This is a genomic window from Microbacterium sp. Clip185, from assembly GCF_028743715.1.
Lineage (GTDB): Bacteria > Actinomycetota > Actinomycetes > Actinomycetales > Microbacteriaceae > Microbacterium.
Window position 1 is genome coordinate 2267728 of the sequence record NZ_CP117996.1, and the last position, 16317, is coordinate 2284044.

Annotated in this window: 16 protein-coding genes, 1 tRNA gene and 1 rRNA gene; 6 read left to right on the top strand and 12 right to left on the bottom strand. The window is 67.0% G+C overall.

The window, feature by feature from the left end; translation table 11 throughout:
- Positions 1-219: 219 nt before the first annotated feature.
- The 7 genes from PQV94_RS11000 to galU all read right to left on the bottom strand — a co-directional run bounded on the left by PQV94_RS11000 (position 220) and on the right by galU (position 6357).
- A 16S ribosomal RNA gene (locus PQV94_RS11000) occupies positions 220-1742 on the bottom strand.
- A gap of 717 nt (positions 1743-2459) precedes the next feature.
- Positions 2460-2759 (bottom strand): WXG100 family type VII secretion target, encoded by a 300-nt coding sequence (locus tag PQV94_RS16190; RefSeq protein ID WP_443192685.1) that lies wholly within the window; start codon positions 2757-2759, stop codon positions 2460-2462.
- Between the two features lie 487 nt (positions 2760-3246).
- Complete coding sequence (locus tag PQV94_RS11005; protein WP_274285870.1) at positions 3247-3687, bottom strand: hypothetical protein; 441 nt, start codon at positions 3685-3687, stop codon at positions 3247-3249.
- Positions 3688-3743: 56 nt separating this feature from the next.
- Positions 3744-3816, bottom strand: a tRNA-Ala gene (locus PQV94_RS11010).
- 46 nt (positions 3817-3862) lie between these two features.
- Positions 3863-4762: a large exoprotein gene (locus PQV94_RS11015; RefSeq protein WP_274285871.1), complete on the bottom strand. Its 900-nt coding sequence runs from the start codon at positions 4760-4762 to the stop codon at positions 3863-3865.
- A 57-nt stretch (positions 4763-4819) separates the two neighbouring features.
- Positions 4820-5455 (bottom strand): GNAT family N-acetyltransferase, encoded by a 636-nt coding sequence (locus PQV94_RS11020; RefSeq protein ID WP_274285872.1) that lies wholly within the window; start codon positions 5453-5455, stop codon positions 4820-4822.
- A 17-nt stretch (positions 5456-5472) separates the two neighbouring features.
- Positions 5473-6357 (bottom strand): UTP--glucose-1-phosphate uridylyltransferase GalU, encoded by an 885-nt coding sequence (gene galU, locus PQV94_RS11025; protein WP_274285873.1) that lies wholly within the window; start codon positions 6355-6357, stop codon positions 5473-5475.
- Positions 6358-6410: 53 nt separating this feature from the next.
- On the opposite strand from galU, the gene PQV94_RS11030 reads away from it, so the two are divergent.
- Genes PQV94_RS11030 through mscL form a run of 3 tightly spaced genes read left to right on the top strand, consistent with a single transcriptional unit; the run spans position 6411 to position 7776 of the window.
- Complete coding sequence (locus tag PQV94_RS11030; RefSeq protein ID WP_274285874.1) at positions 6411-7016, top strand: 5-formyltetrahydrofolate cyclo-ligase; 606 nt, start codon at positions 6411-6413, stop codon at positions 7014-7016.
- Between the two features lie 21 nt (positions 7017-7037).
- Complete coding sequence (locus PQV94_RS11035) at positions 7038-7322, top strand: FmdB family zinc ribbon protein (RefSeq protein WP_274285875.1); 285 nt, start codon at positions 7038-7040, stop codon at positions 7320-7322.
- Between the two features lie 34 nt (positions 7323-7356).
- Entirely contained in the window at positions 7357-7776 is a 420-nt protein-coding gene (mscL, locus tag PQV94_RS11040) for a large conductance mechanosensitive channel protein MscL (RefSeq protein ID WP_274285876.1), read from the top strand.
- A 4-nt stretch (positions 7777-7780) separates the two neighbouring features.
- On the opposite strand, the gene PQV94_RS11045 is transcribed toward mscL, so the two are convergent.
- Positions 7781-7963 (bottom strand): hypothetical protein, encoded by a 183-nt coding sequence (locus tag PQV94_RS11045; protein ID WP_274285877.1) that lies wholly within the window; start codon positions 7961-7963, stop codon positions 7781-7783.
- The gene (locus tag PQV94_RS11050) at positions 7950-11645 is read right to left on the bottom strand and encodes an AAA family ATPase (protein WP_274285878.1); all 3696 of its coding nucleotides are present in this window, start codon (positions 11643-11645) and stop codon (positions 7950-7952) included. Before PQV94_RS11050 ends, PQV94_RS11045 begins: the two co-directional genes overlap by 14 nt.
- A gap of 198 nt (positions 11646-11843) precedes the next feature.
- Here PQV94_RS11050 and PQV94_RS11055 point away from each other — a divergent pair, with 198 nt between their 5' ends.
- A complete protein-coding gene (locus tag PQV94_RS11055) occupies positions 11844-12362 on the top strand; it encodes a methylated-DNA--[protein]-cysteine S-methyltransferase (RefSeq protein ID WP_274285879.1) in 519 nt (172 codons plus the stop codon).
- 21 nt (positions 12363-12383) lie between these two features.
- On the opposite strand, the gene PQV94_RS11060 is transcribed toward PQV94_RS11055, so the two are convergent.
- Positions 12384-14000 (bottom strand): solute symporter family protein, encoded by a 1617-nt coding sequence (locus tag PQV94_RS11060; RefSeq protein WP_243233545.1) that lies wholly within the window; start codon positions 13998-14000, stop codon positions 12384-12386.
- Positions 13997-14350: a DUF485 domain-containing protein gene (locus PQV94_RS11065; protein WP_243233543.1), complete on the bottom strand. Its 354-nt coding sequence runs from the start codon at positions 14348-14350 to the stop codon at positions 13997-13999. Before PQV94_RS11065 ends, PQV94_RS11060 begins: the two co-directional genes overlap by 4 nt.
- A gap of 131 nt (positions 14351-14481) precedes the next feature.
- On the opposite strand from PQV94_RS11065, the gene PQV94_RS11070 reads away from it, so the two are divergent.
- Together PQV94_RS11070 and PQV94_RS11075 are read left to right on the top strand one after the other, a co-directional pair.
- Entirely contained in the window at positions 14482-15330 is an 849-nt protein-coding gene (locus tag PQV94_RS11070; RefSeq protein WP_274285880.1) for a LuxR C-terminal-related transcriptional regulator, read from the top strand.
- Positions 15331-15357: 27 nt separating this feature from the next.
- A complete protein-coding gene (locus tag PQV94_RS11075; RefSeq protein WP_274285881.1) occupies positions 15358-15702 on the top strand; it encodes a histone-like nucleoid-structuring protein Lsr2 in 345 nt (114 codons plus the stop codon).
- 6 nt (positions 15703-15708) lie between these two features.
- Here the strand turns inward: PQV94_RS11075 and PQV94_RS11080 are convergent, their stop codons facing one another.
- Positions 15709-16317: a hypothetical protein gene (locus tag PQV94_RS11080; RefSeq protein ID WP_274285882.1), complete on the bottom strand. Its 609-nt coding sequence runs from the start codon at positions 16315-16317 to the stop codon at positions 15709-15711.

The following is a 16317-nucleotide window of genomic DNA, read 5'->3' on the forward strand; positions in this document are numbered from 1 at the left end:
AGGTACAGCTGCAACCCCAAAAGAGTCACACCCGGTCCCTCAGGACCCAACAGCGTGCACGCCCTCACCCAAGAACCCAGCCCCGTTCCAAACCCGAAGGTCGTACTAAAAACCAGAAACTCACATGAGAGCCTCGTCAAATGTTCCACCCATGAGCACCCTGCAGAGACATTCGCTCTGATCAGGGGCCTGGACACCGAAGTGCCAGATGCTCCTTAGAAAGGAGGTGATCCAGCCGCACCTTCCGGTACGGCTACCTTGTTACGACTTAGTCCTAATTACCGATCCCACCTTCGACGGCTCCCTCCACAAGGGTTAGGCCACCGGCTTCAGGTGTTACCGACTTTCATGACTTGACGGGCGGTGTGTACAAGACCCGGGAACGTATTCACCGCAGCGTTGCTGATCTGCGATTACTAGCGACTCCGACTTCATGAGGTCGAGTTGCAGACCTCAATCCGAACTGGGACCGGCTTTTTGGGATTCGCTCCACCTCACGGTATTGCAGCCCTTTGTACCGGCCATTGTAGCATGCGTGAAGCCCAAGACATAAGGGGCATGATGATTTGACGTCATCCCCACCTTCCTCCGAGTTGACCCCGGCAGTATCCCATGAGTTCCCACCATTACGTGCTGGCAACATAGAACGAGGGTTGCGCTCGTTGCGGGACTTAACCCAACATCTCACGACACGAGCTGACGACAACCATGCACCACCTGTATACGAGTGTCCAAAGAGTTCTACATTTCTGCAGCGTTCCCGTATATGTCAAGCCTTGGTAAGGTTCTTCGCGTTGCATCGAATTAATCCGCATGCTCCGCCGCTTGTGCGGGTCCCCGTCAATTCCTTTGAGTTTTAGCCTTGCGGCCGTACTCCCCAGGCGGGGAACTTAATGCGTTAGCTGCGTCACGGAAACCGTGGAATGGTCCCCACAACTAGTTCCCAACGTTTACGGGGTGGACTACCAGGGTATCTAAGCCTGTTTGCTCCCCACCCTTTCGCTCCTCAGCGTCAGTTACGGCCCAGAGATCTGCCTTCGCCATCGGTGTTCCTCCTGATATCTGCGCATTCCACCGCTACACCAGGAATTCCAATCTCCCCTACCGCACTCTAGTCTGCCCGTACCCACTGCAGGCTGGAGGTTGAGCCTCCAGTTTTCACAGCAGACGCGACAAACCGCCTACGAGCTCTTTACGCCCAATAATTCCGGATAACGCTTGCGCCCTACGTATTACCGCGGCTGCTGGCACGTAGTTAGCCGGCGCTTTTTCTGCAAGTACCGTCACTTTCGCTTCTTCCTTGCTAAAAGAGGTTTACAACCCGAAGGCCGTCATCCCTCACGCGGCGTTGCTGCATCAGGCTTTCGCCCATTGTGCAATATTCCCCACTGCTGCCTCCCGTAGGAGTCTGGGCCGTGTCTCAGTCCCAGTGTGGCCGGTCACCCTCTCAGGCCGGCTACCCGTCGACGCCTTGGTGAGCCATTACCTCACCAACAAGCTGATAGGCCGCGAGCCCATCCTGAACCAAAAAATCTTTCCAAACGTTGACCATGCGGCCACGTCTCGTATCCAGTATTAGACGCCGTTTCCAGCGCTTATCCCAGAGTCCAGGGCAGGTTGCTCACGTGTTACTCACCCGTTCGCCACTGATCCACAGAGCAAGCTCTGCTTCACCGTTCGACTTGCATGTGTTAAGCACGCCGCCAGCGTTCATCCTGAGCCAGGATCAAACTCTCCGTAAAAGAAAAATGCATACACACAACGGAAAAAGAAGTGCGCAGCGAGTTTGAACTGACCAAAAGGATGCCATTACTGACAATCCATAACGCCAACCCCAAAGGGTTGGACTTGATCCAAAGGAATCTCACCCAGCCGAAGCTGGAACGAGGTTATTTGGCATTTGACAAGTGCACGCTGTTGAGTTCTCAAGGAACGGATGCTCCTGCCGCTCGGCTTCTCAGCCTCGCCCGCAGGGCAACTTCTCCATTTTAGCCGTTTCGCTCGCCGTGTCAAATCCGCCGGAGCGGATCGTTCTCACCGCCGAGGCGGCGATCGACGGAACGATCGGCACCCCACACGCACGTCAGATCTGAGATCTTCTCGCTTGTGTGGGAGTGTGTTCTCCGCTTGAGGGGAACGGGGCTTCAGCCTCTCCGCTCTTCCCTGTGGGGCGAACAAGTAATAAGTTACGTGGGTTCCGGGCATCTGCCAACTCGGCACCCCATCCCGGGCGTGTCGCGCATGTTTCCGGCCGATGACGCTCCGCTCTCCGCTCTCCATCCCCCGCATCCCACTCCCACTCCCACTCCCACTCCCACTCCCACTCCCACGAGACTGCATCGGCGTGACGAGATCACGGGTGATGACAGTGATCTCGTGCACGAGGTGCAGTCTCTAGACGGCGGTCGGGCACACGGCGAAGACTCCGCTGTGCGCAAAGGCTCCGACGGTCGCTCTCGTCAGCTCACTCCCACAGCGCCGCGGCGTCGCGGTCTGCCTGGGACAAGCTCGCACCAGCCGACCGCGCCGCGCCGCGCCGCGCCCACAGAGGATCGCAGGGCACGGTTCAATGCGTCGAGCGATACCGTCCACTCCCGCTGCGCCTCGTCATACGCATCACGCGCAGCCCCGCTCCACGCTCCCCGCAGCGCACTGACCTCACCGTCGAGCGCGGCCAGAACATCTTCGAGGGATCCTGCCGCCCGAGCGAGCACGTCTACCATATCCGCATGGCGAGCAGGATCGAACGAGATGCTCATCTCTCCTCCTGCTCCTGCCGAGTCAGTTCAGGCGCATCTCCCGGGACGCATTGAGAGCTTCCCTCGATGACGTACAAACCTGGCTCGGTATGGAACGCGAGACCGTAGACGTCGCCACCAGTCGCGTAGATCGATACGGTCGGCTCGGAGACGGTACGCACGTCCATACCCATAGATGCCCAGTAGTTCGAGACCGTTTCCGCATTGGCAGCATGATCCGTGAGAGGTTTCCGCGCGTAACTCCACGTGGTCTTGACCCCCTCGCTGCTGCCGAGATCACACGACGCCCATGACGGCGGACTTACCTCTGCCCAGCCATCGGGCGAAAGCAAAGCAGCGGTGCTTTGCACCACCTTGAAGAATGCAACGCGGGATTCCTGTGGAGTCGTGTCTCCCCCTGGTTGTGTCCCACACCCGCTCACCACAAGCATCGCGACGGCAACCAGTACAGCCGACAAGCGGCGTCGCGCACGTACGTTGCTCGTGTTCACCGTGTTCCTATCGGCAGTAGAGGCGGCGCGGGGGTGGACTCGCGACTGACGAGCTCGCCCTGCCCCGTGGTGGCGAGTGCAATGTTACGAAGCGACTGGGTATCTCGGTCGAAGTACCCACTGCCATCGTTGGTAAGTGCTCCATGATCTCGCGCGCCCGCTCGTCCGTCACCGCCGTTGACGTCGAACACCTCGGCGCCGAAGCCCGAGCCTGTTGGGTCGACAGGATGCAGCGGACTCGCCTGACCGACCCAAGCCCACGCATCTCCGCTGCCCGGCAACCAGGAAACCGTGTCGGTCGCTTGCCCGGCGAAGACCTGCTCAGCGTGCAAGTCGTTAGCCTGGTCGATCTGCGGCGGCAGGCCAGCGGAACCAACGCTCACGAAAGCATCGACAGGACGCTCAAGAGCAGAGTTGCTCATTGTCGCGACGTGCATGCATCGCGTCAATCGCCGAAACGACGAAGGCCCCCGCTGAGCGGGGGCCTTTCCGGTGGACCTGAGGGGATTCGAACCCCTGACCTCTTCATTGCGAACGAAGCGCGCTACCAACTGCGCCACAGGCCCGGAACTCAACGAGCCTATCACGGCCCGAAGTGACGAAAAAACGTCGTCAACCCGCTGCGCGCCGCGTCGACAGCAGGCGCCGAACGTGGTCTTCGATCTCCGCGTCGTCGACGTACCCCATCCGAGCGAAGGGGGACTCCTCGGCGGTCTTCGCGATCCGCGCGGTGTCGATCGACGGCGGCGCGGCCTGCTCGGCGCGCTCGCGCTTGGCCTCTTCCACGGCGGCCCGGCGAAGCGCCGCACGGGCATCCGCCGCGTCCTGGACGAGAGACGCCCGCGACCCCGAGGTCGCTGCGAGCGGCCTCGGCAGCGATCGCGGTTCCCACGTGGCGGGAGCGGACTTCGTCGGCAGTGCGACGTCCTGCACGTCCGTCTGACGGGCCTGGACCGCCACCTGCGGAACGGGAGCGACCCGCCGTGTTGCCCGACGCGCCACACGCGACATCTGCTGCAGCATCAGCACCGAGACGACGAAGACAGCGCCCGATGCCCAGAGCAGCGTCGCGCTCGCTGCGGTCAGCTGCACCCAGACGCCCAGGCCCGCTCCTGCGAGCGAGAGGAGCGCGAGCACGGTGGCGGTCAGCCGAGCCCGTCGACGCGCCCGAGCCATGCGTACCTCAGGCCGGTCGCGCACCGCGCGGGCTTCCTGTTTGGCGGCAGCGAGCTCCTGCCGCGCGACTTCGAGCTGCGCACGCTCACGCTCGGCGAGCGTCTGACGGGCGAGCTTCTGCTGCGCGGATGCGGTGCGTGCCGTCAACTCGAGCCGCACCTCTTCCGGGGTCTCGCTCGTCTCGGCAAGAACGCGCAGCGCCTGATTGAGACGGACGGCGTTGCGCTCCGCAGCGTTGTACTGGTGCCGGCTCTGCCAGGACGGCAGAAGATAGAGCAGCCACAGCGTCACGGCGACGAGGAAGATCACTCCTCCGCCCAGCACCTGTCCACCCATGCCGTCAACGGTAGGCGACGCACCGCGGCGAACACGGCAAGCGTCGGCGTGTCGGCGTCAGTCGGAGGGAGCGATGCGGTCGCGCTCCGGCACGTCCGCGGCATCCGCGGGCGCACGACCGGCGACCCATCGCGCCAGCACCCCTTCGGGCACCTCTTCGCGGGTCAGCGCGAAGGCGTAATGGTCGCGCCAGTCGCCGTCGATGTGGATGTACCGACGACGCAGACCCTCGTAGCGGAACCCCAGCTTCTGCACGACCCGCAGACTCGCGTCGTTCTCCGGTCGGATGCAGATCTCCATCCGGTGCAGCCGCAGCTCCGTGAAGCAGAGATCGGTGGCGAGAGCCACGGACGTCGGCGTGATGTCGCGGCCGGCGAACTCACGGGCCACCCAGTAACCGATCGTCGCCGACGCGAGCGACCCGCGTGCAATCCCCCACACGTTCAGCTGACCGGCGACGCGCCCGTCGTACTCCATGACCAACGGCACCCCCGCGCCGTCGCGATACTGCTGGAGCAGCCGACGGATGCCGATCTTCATGTCGAGAAGCACGGCGCCGTCTGGGCTCGTCGCCTCCCAGGGGCGCAGCCATGCGCGGTTCGACATCAGATGATCCTGCAGCACGCGCGCATCGCGCGCACGGATCAGACGGATGCCGACCCGCCCGTGCTCGCGCGGTGCCGAAAGGTCCACCTCGAACCTCCCCCGGTTCAGAGTCCGGCGACGAAGTCCTTGAGCCAGGGCCGCAGGTCCGGGCCGAGGTCGTCGCGATCGCTGGCGAGCTGGACGATCGCCTTGATGTAGTCGAGTTTGTCACCCGTGTCGTAGCGCCGGCCACGGAACACCACGCCGTACACGCCGCGCTCAGGATCCGTGGCGAGCTCCTGCAGCGCATCGGTGAGCTGGATCTCGCCGCCCTTGCCCGGCTCAGTGCGCTCGAGCACCTCGAAGACCTCCGGGCCGAGCACGTACCGGCCGATGATGGCGAGATTGGAGGGCGCATCCTCCTTCTTGGGCTTCTCGACGAGCCCGGTCACCTTGACGACGCCGTCTTCGTCGGTCTCCTCGACAGCGGCGACGCCGTAGAGGTGGATGTTCTCCGGGTCGACCTCCATGAGGGCGATGACCGCAGCGCCTCGCTTGTCGTACTCGGAGAGCATCTTCGACAGGAGCGGGTCGCGCTCGTCGATCAGATCGTCGCCCAGCAGCACCGCGAACGGGTGGTCTCCGACGTGCGCCTGCGCACGCAGCACCGCGTGCCCGAGCCCCTTCGGCTCACCCTGACGCACCATGTGAACGTCGGCAAGGTCGGAGGAATGCTCCACCTTCGCGAGCTTGCCGGTGTCGCCCTTCTCGCGCAGCTTCTGCTCCAGCTCCGGCATCGCGTCGAAGTGATTCGCGATGTTGTTCTTGTTGCGGCCGATGATGATCAGCACGTCCTGGATGCCGGCCTCGACCGCCTCTTCGACCACGTACTGGATCGCCGGCTTGTCGACGACGGGCAACATCTCCTTCGGCATGGCCTTCGTGGCGGGCAGGAATCGTGTTCCCAGACCCGCGGCGGGAATGACGGCCTTGAAGGGCTTGTGAGTCATGCCGCGATCCTATCGGCACGCCTCCGACGGTTGCGGTCCTTAGAATCATGTGCATGTCAGACGGTGACGATCGCAATGCAGTGGACGACGTCAAGCGCGCACTCCGCGCCGACCTGCGGGAGCGGCGGCAGACGCTGTCGGCCACCGCGCGGGAGAGCGCGGGCGCGGGAGTCCACCAGCAGCTCGACGCTCTGACGGCGGCGCACCACGTGACCTCGCTCTCCTGCTTCCTCTCCACCAACGCCGAACCCGACACGCGCGAGTTCGTGCGCGAGGCCGTGCGACGCGGCATCCGCGTCCTGCTGCCCGTCACCCGCGTGGACGGGCTGCTCGATTGGGCCGTCGCAACCGAGGACGGCGAGATCGCGGAGGGCCTGTTCGGTCTGCCCGAACCCGTCGGTGAGCTGCTGGGCCCCATCGCCGTCAACGACGTCGACCTGATGATCGTGCCCGCCGCCGCCGTCGATCGCCGCGGGATGCGGCTGGGATGGGGCCGCGGCTATTTCGACAAGACCATCGGCTCGATGCAGAAATGCCCGCCGGTATACGCGGTCGTCTACGACTCCGAGATCCTCGACGACGTCCCGACGGATGTGCACGACCAGCCCGTCGACGGCGTCGTCACCCCCACCCGCACCCTGACGCTGCGCACCCGCTGAGCGCCTGACCCCGGAGGCACCATGCCCACCTACGCCTATGCCTGCAAGTCCTGCGGACACCGCTTCGACACCGTGCAGTCCTTCTCCGACCCCGCACTGACCGAGTGCCCCTCATGCGGCGGCGAACTGCGCAAAGAGTACGGATCGATCGGCGTGACGTTCAACGGCTCCGGCTTCTACCGCACCGACTCGCGCGCCGGCGCACCGAGCTCGGCCTCGACCGGCACGTCGGGTGGAGACTCCGGCTCGTCCGGGGCATCATCGAGCACGGGGGCCACCGCTCCCGCCGCGCCCGCGGCTTCCTGACCGGCCTGGCGCCGGCGACATAAGGAGAGAATCGATGATCAAGGGTTTCAAGGAGTTCATCCTCCGCGGCAACGTGATCGACCTCGCGGTCGCTGTCGTCATCGGCGCGGCGTTCACCGCTGTCGTGAACGCGATCGTCGCGTCGATCATCACTCCGCTCATCGCCATCTTCTGGAAGGCCGACGAGAACGGCGTTCCCGGCATCGAGGTGCCCGACATCTACGGCGGCACGGTGACGTTCCCGATCGGCGGTCTCATCACCGCGATCGTGAGCTTCTTCGCCGTCGCGATCGTCGTCTACTTCGTGTTCGTCATGCCGATGAACCTGTGGAAGGCGCGCCAGGCTGCGCGGGCCGGCGTGCCGGAGCCCGAAGCGGCTCCCGCCCCCACCGAGCAGGAACTGCTGGTGCAGATCCGCGACCTGCTCGAACAGCAGAACAAGACCCACCCCTGACGCCTCAGTAGTGCGGGGGGACCTCGCGCCGCATCCGCTCGTCGTTCGGGCCCGCCTCGGACGCAGCGGATGCGGCGTCGTCGCGTGTGCTCTCGGGCTCTTCGACCGCGCCGGGCGCGGGCGTCAGCCGGGCGCGTCGCGCACCCGTCACACGGACGACGCGCTGGCGGTCGTCACTCGGCGACATCGATCGGCTGCGTACTGGCCTGCGGCGATGTGCCCGCCTCGATACCGAGCAGCGTCGCCACGCGCGCCGCGACCGCAGCGGGGTCGCTGTAAAGGTCGAAGGCGTGCACGCGCAGGTAGTGCCAGCCCAGGCGTCGAAGGATCTGGGGCCGCAGGCGGAGCGATTCGCGCAGCGACTCGGGACGCGTCTCCGGGTCACTCTCGACGACGACGGCCTTGCCGTCATGGCCCGCGACGAGCGGCAGTAGCCCGCGGTAGTCGAGATCGACCTTGATGCCCTTGGCTCGCAGCTCCCGAGCGAGGGCGCGGGTCAGCGGGTCGGCGAGGTCCTCGAGACGCGTCTCGCGCGCTCGCGCCGCCACTCCGCCGAGGATGCTCATGAGCGTCGCGGCGCCATGCTCGAGTCGGCCGTCCTCGAACGCGCTGGGACGGATGGAGGAGACGATCACCATCGAGCGACGCGCACGAGTCATTCCGACCGTGAGCAGTCGCTCTCCGTCAGCCGTGGACAGGTCGCCGAAATCGCTGAGGACGCGACCGTGCTTAGTCAGCCCGAACCCGAGCGAGAAGATCACACGATCGCGACTCTCCGCGACCGACTCCTCGAGGGTCAGCACGGCGAACGGCTCGGCCGTCTCGCGCGACACGAAGTCAGCCACGTCGGAGCGCCCCGCGAAGGCGACGTCCACGGCGGCACGGATGCGTTCGGCGTGCCGCCTGCTGGCGGTGACGACCATGAGGCTCTCACCGGATCGGTTGACCGCGTGCTCGGTCACAAGCGTGACGACGCGCGCGACCTCGGCGTCGGGGCTCTCGACGGCACCCGAGATGGGATCCGGTGTTCCCGTTCCGCCCTCGACGTAGTCGACGCTCAGGCTCCCTCGGCCAAGGTAAGCACCGGCCCAGGGCAGAGAGACGAGCTCGCCGCCGTAGAAGGCGTCATTCACGAGCTGCGCCAGGTCCTCGCCGCCGGCGCGGTAGCTGCGGGTCAGGGTGGCGACGTCGAGGAGCTCCGCCATCCGCTCGAACACCGACACCTCGTCGAACGGCTCGTCGAACTCGTCTGCGACCGCGCGCTCGCCCGCGCCGACCGCGAAGGGCGTCGGCTTCTGGGTGACGGGGTCGCCGAAGAGAACCACCTGCCGCGCGCGCCGCAGCGCCGGCGCCGCCTCCGCGAGACAGAGGGCGGCCGCATCCGCGATGATCACGACGTCGAACGGCGGGTGGTCGGGGATCTCGGGCACCTCGTAGGGCGAGGCGAGCCACACGGGCGCCAGCGTGCGCATGAGCGTCGGCGCTGCCCGCACGAGCTGCTCTGGGGCCGATACGCCGCCTTTGAGCGCCTGCTTGAGCGCCGCAGCCTCGTCGGCGTGGTCGACCAGCCCGATCTTCCACTGCGTCGCGAGCTGCGCCGCGAGGACGGGACCGGATGCGGCGGCATGCGCCTCGTCCACCAGCCGGAAGTCGCGCTCGAGGCGGTCCAGCACGGCGGTGTTCGCGCCGAGGAGCGCGCGGTCGGTGCGCAGCAGATGCTCCAGAGCGGACTGCCACCACGCGAACTCTAGCTCGGCCGCGACCTGGTCTTCCGGAGCGTGACGCACCGACAGCTCGGTGAGCAGGGGCGCGAGTCCCATGCGGTCGAGTTCCGTGCGCAATGTGGCACGCTCGACGAGGTTCTCGAAGTAGGCCGACTCGGCGGCGAGACCGGCCAGCACGCGCATCAGCTGCGCCACCGGCAGCGACGCGAGTCGGCTCGACTCACGCCGCCGCAGGATCTGGTCGAGTTCGCCGAGCTGCGCGTGCACCCGCTGCCAGGCGACATGCACGTCGGCGAGGCCGACGGGCACCTCGGGCACGACGCCGGCGTCGACCAGACGCTGCCAGTCGGCGCGCTGCTGCTGGATGCGCACGAGCGACTCGTACATGTCGCCGACGTGCACCCCGGGGCGCACGTACTCGCGCGACAGGCGCTTGAGGCGGCGCCGGTTCGCGCTGGACATATCCGCGGACTCACGCTTGGGAGCATGTGCCTGGATCAGCTCGACCAGCGGGCGCTCGAAGACGCTCGGGCTGAACTTGTCGAGGGTCTCGCGGATGCCCTGCAGCAGGCGCAGGTAGTCGCCGAGCTCGTCGATGGTGCGGAAGGGCCGCATCCGGGTCTGCGCGATCAGCTCGTATCCGCGCTCGAGCAGGCTCGGGACCTCTCGGCCGCTCAGCTTGCCGGCGAGTGCGTGCGCGGCGCGTGCAGACTCGGTGGTGTCGAAGCTCACGCCGTACCAGGGCGAGTCGTCGGGGCCGAAGCGGAACTCCCCCAGCTTCGCGGCGGCCACGAGCTTCGCCGCCGCCTGCGGCCGCGAATCGCGCAGAGCCTCGAGCGTGGCGATGTCGAAACGGGCGGTTGTCGATGGGGCCGGAGACAGCGCACTCAGCTCGGTCAATCGGCGCACGACCTGCAGAGCCGAGGCTCCGAGACTCGGGTGCGAGGCGGTCAACGCACCCCGGTAGTCGCGCAGGACCGTGCGCAGTCGCAGCAGCGCGTCGTCGATCTCGGCGACCTTGGGCGGCTGCGCCTTCTCGTTACGTCCGATCGCGCGGATGAGATCCCGGTGGAGGTGACGCGGCGTGACGGCGAGCGCGTCCAGGCCGATACCCGCGAGGCGATGGCGAACGCCGTCGAGGGTGGATCGGCGCGCGCTCACCACGAGCACACGTCGACCGCTCTGAACGAGGGCGCCGATCGCGTTGATGACGGTCTGCGTGCCACCGGTGCCGGGCAAGGTGTGCACCGCGAGCGAGTGTCCGGCGGCGATGCGCGCGAGCACGGCCTCCTGCTCCTCATCCGCATCCAGCAGGAGCGTGTCCGCAGCGGGGGTGCGCTCATCGGGGCTCGTGACGCGAGGAAGCGCGGGACGGACCGAGAGGCGCGCCCGCTCGTCGGGGTGGCCGGCGAGCGCGTTCAGAACCGGGTGGTCCAAGTCGGCCGTGTCGCGAGCCATGCCCGATCCGACGTCGACGAAGTTCGAGACGACCAGGCGCGGGACGACGGTGAAGGTCGGGATGTGGGTCGTGAGCGCCCGCAGGTGGTCGATCACGGGCTGCGGACGGAACACCGCACCGTCGTGAGCGAGGCCGGCGAGGGCTGCCGAGTCCAGGTGGATGCCGAAGTGCGTGCCCAGGGCGCGAACGAGCTCGGGGTTGACGACGAAGGAACCGTGGAGCTTGAGCTCGAAGTCGGTGTGGTGGCGACGGATCGCAAGGGGGCGCAGGAGCACCGGGGCTGTGCACATGATCCCGCCGATGCGCCATGAGGCCATGCCCACGGCGAGCGACACCGTCTCGAGGCCCCGTGCGGTGCGCAGTTCGACGTTCTTCGCGGTGATCCGCTCGGCCGCCATCCGTGCGGTGCGAAGAGCGACCTCGTCGCGGTAGAGGTTGGATAGGAGCGTCGAGCGGCCCGTCAGGAACTGCGGCAGGCTCCCCGGGTGCGCTTTATTGATGTCGACGCCGTGCTCGGGCGAGTCCTCATAGAAGAGGAGGGTCGAGCGCCCGCCCAGCAGGGCGGCCTGCGCGCGCAGGCGCGCACGTTCGGGGTCGGCCACGTGCGCGACGACGACGCCCGGCTCCGCGACGCCGAGGTCGCTCGGGCGCACCGGATTCGTCGCCTCGTCTGCACCAGAGATCATGGTGCCTTCTCCACGCCACACACGTGTCACCATAGGCGTGAGATGGGCGAGCGGGCCTCAACCACGGCCGAGTTTCGCCGGATTGGCGACACGCCGGACGGACCGGCCGTTCCTCCCCACGATCACCCGACCCGCGCGTTGTACGCCGGTCGGACGCTTTCCCCGCGGAAGGAGCGCGCGCACGATGAGGATGAGCACATGACTCCCACCGGCTTCCGCATCCATCCCACGCCGCTCGGCGACGCCCTCGTCCTCACGAGCGGCGTCGGCCTCATCGGCTTCGAGTTCCTCGCCGTCCCGCTCGGCTCCGCCATCGCCGCGTGGACCGAGCGTCTGGGTCGGGAGCCGGTGCCGATCGACGAGGATGCGGACGCTCTGCTGGCGCAGATCGACGAGTACTTCGAAGGGACGCGCACGGCGTTCGAGATCGAGCTGGACCTGAGTCTCGTGCGAGGCTTCGCCCGCGACGCCCTGGAGGCGGTCTCCCGCATCCCGTACGGCCAGACGGCCAGCTACGGCGAGATCGCGGTGGAGGCCGGCTCGCCGAGGGCACATCGCGCCGTCGGATCAGCGTGCGCCCACACACCGATCTCGCTCGTGATCCCCGCGCACCGCGTCATCCGTTCCGACGGCTCGATCGGCGAGTACGGGGGGCGCCCCGAGCACAAGCGCTACCTGCTCGATCTGGAGGCCGCGCATCGTCCGGCGGGCGTGTAGGCCGCCCGCCGGACGATGTCGCTAGTGGTCGACGGCCTTCTCGGCGCCGAACCCGGTGAGCGAGCGCACCTCCATCTCCGCGGCCTTCTTCCGATCCTCGGCACGGCGTGAGGTCACCGACCCCAGCCATCCGAGGAAGAAGCCCAACGGGATCGAAATGATGCCGGGGTTGTTGAGGGGCCAGATCGCGACACCCACGTCCTTGAACACGCTCGTGGGCGTGCCCCAGAACACGGGCGACAACACGATCAGCACGATCGCCGCCCCGAGGCCGCCGTACATGCTCCACACCGCACCGCGCGTCGTGAACTTGCGCCAGAACAGCGAGAACAGGATGGTGGGCAGGTTCGCCGATGCCGCGACGGCGAAGGCCAGGGCGACCAGGAACGCCACGTTCTGTCCCTGCACGCCGATGCCGCCGAGGATGGCCAGTACGCCGATCACGATGACCGTGCGTCGCGCGACCTTGACCTCGCCGTCCGGCGGCACGTTGCCCTTCTTCACGACGCTCGCGTAGATGTCGTGCGCGAACGATGCCGCCGCCGTGATCGTGAGGCCGGCGACGACCGCCAGGATCGTCGCGAACGCCACCGCGGAGATGAAGCCGAGCAGGACCGGACCACCCAGGTAGAGCGCGAGGAGAGGAGCCGCGGAGTTGACGCCGCCCGGCGCCGCCGCGATCGTCTCGGGCCCCACTAGCGCACCCGCGCCGTAGCCGAGCACGAGCGTGAGCAGATAGAAGAGGCCGATCAACCAGATCGCCCACACCACCGAGCGCCGCGCTTCCTTCGCGGTCGGCACCGTATAGAAGCGCATCAGCACGTGCGGCAGACCCGCCGTGCCGAGCACGAGCGCCAGGGCGAGGGAGATGAAGTCCCACGGGTTCTTGCCGTACTGCAGGCCCGGGCCGAGCACCGCGTCACCCTTCGGCGAGGCGGCCACCGCGCCCTCGAGCAGCGTGTTCAGGCTGAAGCCGTTGATCGCGAGCACCCAGACGGTCATCACGACAGCGCCGCCGATGAGGAGGAAGGCCTTCACGATCTGCACCCAGGTCGTGCCCTTCATCCCGCCGATGAGCACGTACACGATCATCAGCACACCGACCACCGCGACGACGATGGACTGCCCGATCTGGTCGCCGATACCCAGCAGCAGCGAGACGAGACCGCCGGCGCCCGCCATCTGTGCGAGCAGATAGAAGAAGCACACCGCCAGGGTCGTGATGGCTGCCGCCATCCGCACCGGCCGTTCCTTGAGGCGGAACGACAGGACATCGGCCATCGTGAAGCGGCCGGTGTTGCGCATGAGCTCGGCCACGAGCAGCAGCGCGACCAGCCACGCCACCAGGAAGCCGATCGAATAGAGGAACCCGTCGTAGCCGTTGATCGCGATGGCTCCGCAGATGCCGAGGAAGGATGCCGCCGACAGGTAGTCGCCGGCGATCGCGAATCCGTTCTGCGGTCCGGTGAACGAGCGTCCGGCGGCGTAGTAGTCGGCGGCGGTCTTGTTGTTGCGCGACGCGCGGATGACGATGAAGAGCGTCACCGCGACGAACGCCGCGAAGATGGAGATGTTCAGGACGGGATCGTTCTCGACCGTCTGCACGGCGGCGTGGATGGCTCCGAAGACCTCGTTCATCGCGCACCCGCCTCTCGCCGCTCCAGGTCCTCGCGGATCGCGCGTGACTGCGGATCCAGGCGCCGGTTGGCATAGGCGACGTAGGCCATCGTGATGGCGAACGTCGAGACGAACTGGCCGAGCCCGAGCAGCAGGCCGACGGTGATGTCACCCGAGACGCGGGTGGCCATGAAGTCCGCGGCGAACGACGAGAGAAGCACGTAGGCGAAGTACCAGAGCAGGAATGCGATCGCGAGAGGGAAGACGAAAGCTCGTTGTGCGCGTTTGAGGCGCTGGAACGGGGGTGATTCCTCCACCTCGATGTAGTCGATGCCCGCGCTGTCGGCAGCGCGATCGTGCGATTCAGTCATGTGGCCTCCTTGCCTCATGCCGCGGATGCGGGGTGTCCATCCGAGCCGTCGTCGCCTCTTCGCGGCGATGGTAGGGTCGACGCTACGAAAATCGGCAACGAGGCCGACACCCCCGGAAGTAGGTAGCACCTATGTCCCCCGGAACCACCAGTGACCTGCAGCTGATGACGCGCGCCGTGCACGATCTGGTCGCCCGCACACGCTTCCCCGTCGCCTTCGGCGGGCTCGTACGCGAGCACTCCGTGCACGTGAGTTCCATCGTCGGCGCGCGGGGCCGGACGATCGAGGGTCTCATCGTGCGCGAGCAGCGCGGACTCGGCGGACGGGCGCTCACCGAGAAGCGTCCGCGTCTCGCATTGGACTACCGGAGCGCGCGCGGGATCACCCACGACTACGACGGCCCCATCCTCGGCGAAGGCATCGCCACGCTCTTCGCGGTTCCCGTCGTCGCGGCCGGCCGCACCCGCGGGGTGCTGTACTGCGGGTCCTGGGGTCAGACGGCCGTGGACGACGTGACGGCGGCGCCGGCATTGAAGATCGCCGACGCCCTCGCGTCGGAGCTCCGCATCCGCGACGAGGTCGCCCGCCGTGTCGAGCGCGCGCAGGATGCGGCCCCGGAGAGCGCGTGGGATGCGGCGGCGCGCGAGCAGGTGCGGGAGAGCTTCGCCGAGCTGCGGGCGATCTCCGCCACGGTCAGCGACGCCGCGCTGCGCGAGCGCCTCGCCGCCGTCGAACGCCGACTCGCGGAGGTTGCGGCGGGCGATCGCGGCGCACCGTCGGCGCCGGTGCAGCTCTCGCCGCGCGAACTGGACGTGCTCGCGTGCGCCGCGCTCGGGTCGACCAATGCGCAGATCGCTCAGGAGCTCGCGCTGAAGGAGACGACCGTGAAGTCGTATCTCGCGGCGGCGATGGCGAAGCTGGAGGCCACGACGCGGCACGCCGCGGTGGCGAAGGCGCGCCGGGCGCGGCTCCTGCCCTGATCAACCTCGGATCTGTAGGGTGACGTCATGGCGCGCAGAATCGTCCACCAGCTCGTAGACGACCTCGACGACTCCGTTCTGGAGGTGGGCGAGGGCGAGACCGTTCTCTTCTCCCTCGACGGCATCGCTTACGAGATCGACCTGTCGGATGCGAACGCTGCGGCCCTGCGCGATGCGATGGCACCCTACGTGTCGGCGGCGCGCCGCATCTCTGGCCGGTCGACCGCGAGCATCAAGCCGCGTGCTCGGGCCACCTCCTCGACACGGGACCTCACCGCCATCCGCGAGTGGGCGAAGGCCAACGGCCACCAGGTTTCCGAGCGCGGACGCGTCGCCGCATCCGTCATCGACGCGTACGACGCCGCGCACTGACGCTGGTCACCCTCCGGGTGCACCGCGGTCCACGAGGTCGACACCCGCTGCGCGCAGGGCCTCGAACAAGCCTGCTCGGTCGCGGACGTCGTAGAAACGGAGCGGCGCCCAGCCACCCGTGGCGACTGTGGCCATGAAGTCCATGCCGGTGTTGCGGTACATCTCGTAGATGAGGCCAACCGCTGACCGGCGGCCCTCGACGTCCGCGTCGAAGTCGGCCTCGATACGGCCTGCCAGCCGGCGTCGGACACGTATCGCGCCCCTGTCTATGGCGCGAGACTCGACGGACCCGCCGCGTTCTACGATCGCGAATCGGTCGGTGACGACGTAGGTCGTGCGGTCGGCGAGTGCTCGCTTGACGAAGAACCGCCCCACCGCGAGGTACAACAGCAACGCCCAGAAGAAGCCAACGAGGATGAGCGCCGGCCATGGAACGCCATGGTCCACGACGCTCCTCGTTGCCACCGCGAAAAAAGCAATGCAACCGAGACTGAACGGTACCCAGAAGGCATCCGCGGCGGTGAAGAGCGCCGCGGCATCAGGCTCACCTCGCCACAGCACAGTCCCGTAGTCATACAGTCCGTCGGCGCGCTCCTCAGCCCGCTCATCCCCCAT

Bases quoted from the DNA above. Each gene is read 5' to 3' on its own strand.
- PQV94_RS16190 (WP_443192685.1), bottom strand. From the start codon at position 2,759: ATGAGCATCTCGTTCGATCCTGCTCGCCATGCGGATATGGTAGACGTG.
- PQV94_RS11005 (WP_274285870.1), bottom strand. From the start codon at position 3,687: ATGCACGTCGCGACAATGAGCAACTCTGCTCTTGAGCGTCCTGTCGAT.
- PQV94_RS11015 (WP_274285871.1), bottom strand. From the start codon at position 4,762: ATGGGTGGACAGGTGCTGGGCGGAGGAGTGATCTTCCTCGTCGCCGTG.
- galU (WP_274285873.1), bottom strand. From the start codon at position 6,357: ATGACTCACAAGCCCTTCAAGGCCGTCATTCCCGCCGCGGGTCTGGGA.
- PQV94_RS11030 (WP_274285874.1), top strand. From the start codon at position 6,411: ATGTCAGACGGTGACGATCGCAATGCAGTGGACGACGTCAAGCGCGCA.
- PQV94_RS11035 (WP_274285875.1), top strand. From the start codon at position 7,038: ATGCCCACCTACGCCTATGCCTGCAAGTCCTGCGGACACCGCTTCGAC.
- mscL (WP_274285876.1), top strand. From the start codon at position 7,357: ATGATCAAGGGTTTCAAGGAGTTCATCCTCCGCGGCAACGTGATCGAC.
- PQV94_RS11045 (WP_274285877.1), bottom strand. From the start codon at position 7,963: ATGTCGCCGAGTGACGACCGCCAGCGCGTCGTCCGTGTGACGGGTGCG.
- PQV94_RS11050 (WP_274285878.1), bottom strand. From the start codon at position 11,645: ATGATCTCTGGTGCAGACGAGGCGACGAATCCGGTGCGCCCGAGCGAC.
- PQV94_RS11055 (WP_274285879.1), top strand. From the start codon at position 11,844: ATGACTCCCACCGGCTTCCGCATCCATCCCACGCCGCTCGGCGACGCC.
- PQV94_RS11060 (WP_243233545.1), bottom strand. From the start codon at position 14,000: ATGAACGAGGTCTTCGGAGCCATCCACGCCGCCGTGCAGACGGTCGAG.
- PQV94_RS11065 (WP_243233543.1), bottom strand. From the start codon at position 14,350: ATGACTGAATCGCACGATCGCGCTGCCGACAGCGCGGGCATCGACTAC.
- PQV94_RS11070 (WP_274285880.1), top strand. From the start codon at position 14,482: ATGTCCCCCGGAACCACCAGTGACCTGCAGCTGATGACGCGCGCCGTG.
- PQV94_RS11075 (WP_274285881.1), top strand. From the start codon at position 15,358: ATGGCGCGCAGAATCGTCCACCAGCTCGTAGACGACCTCGACGACTCC.
- PQV94_RS11080 (WP_274285882.1), bottom strand. From the start codon at position 16,317: ATGGGGGATGAGCGGGCTGAGGAGCGCGCCGACGGACTGTATGACTAC.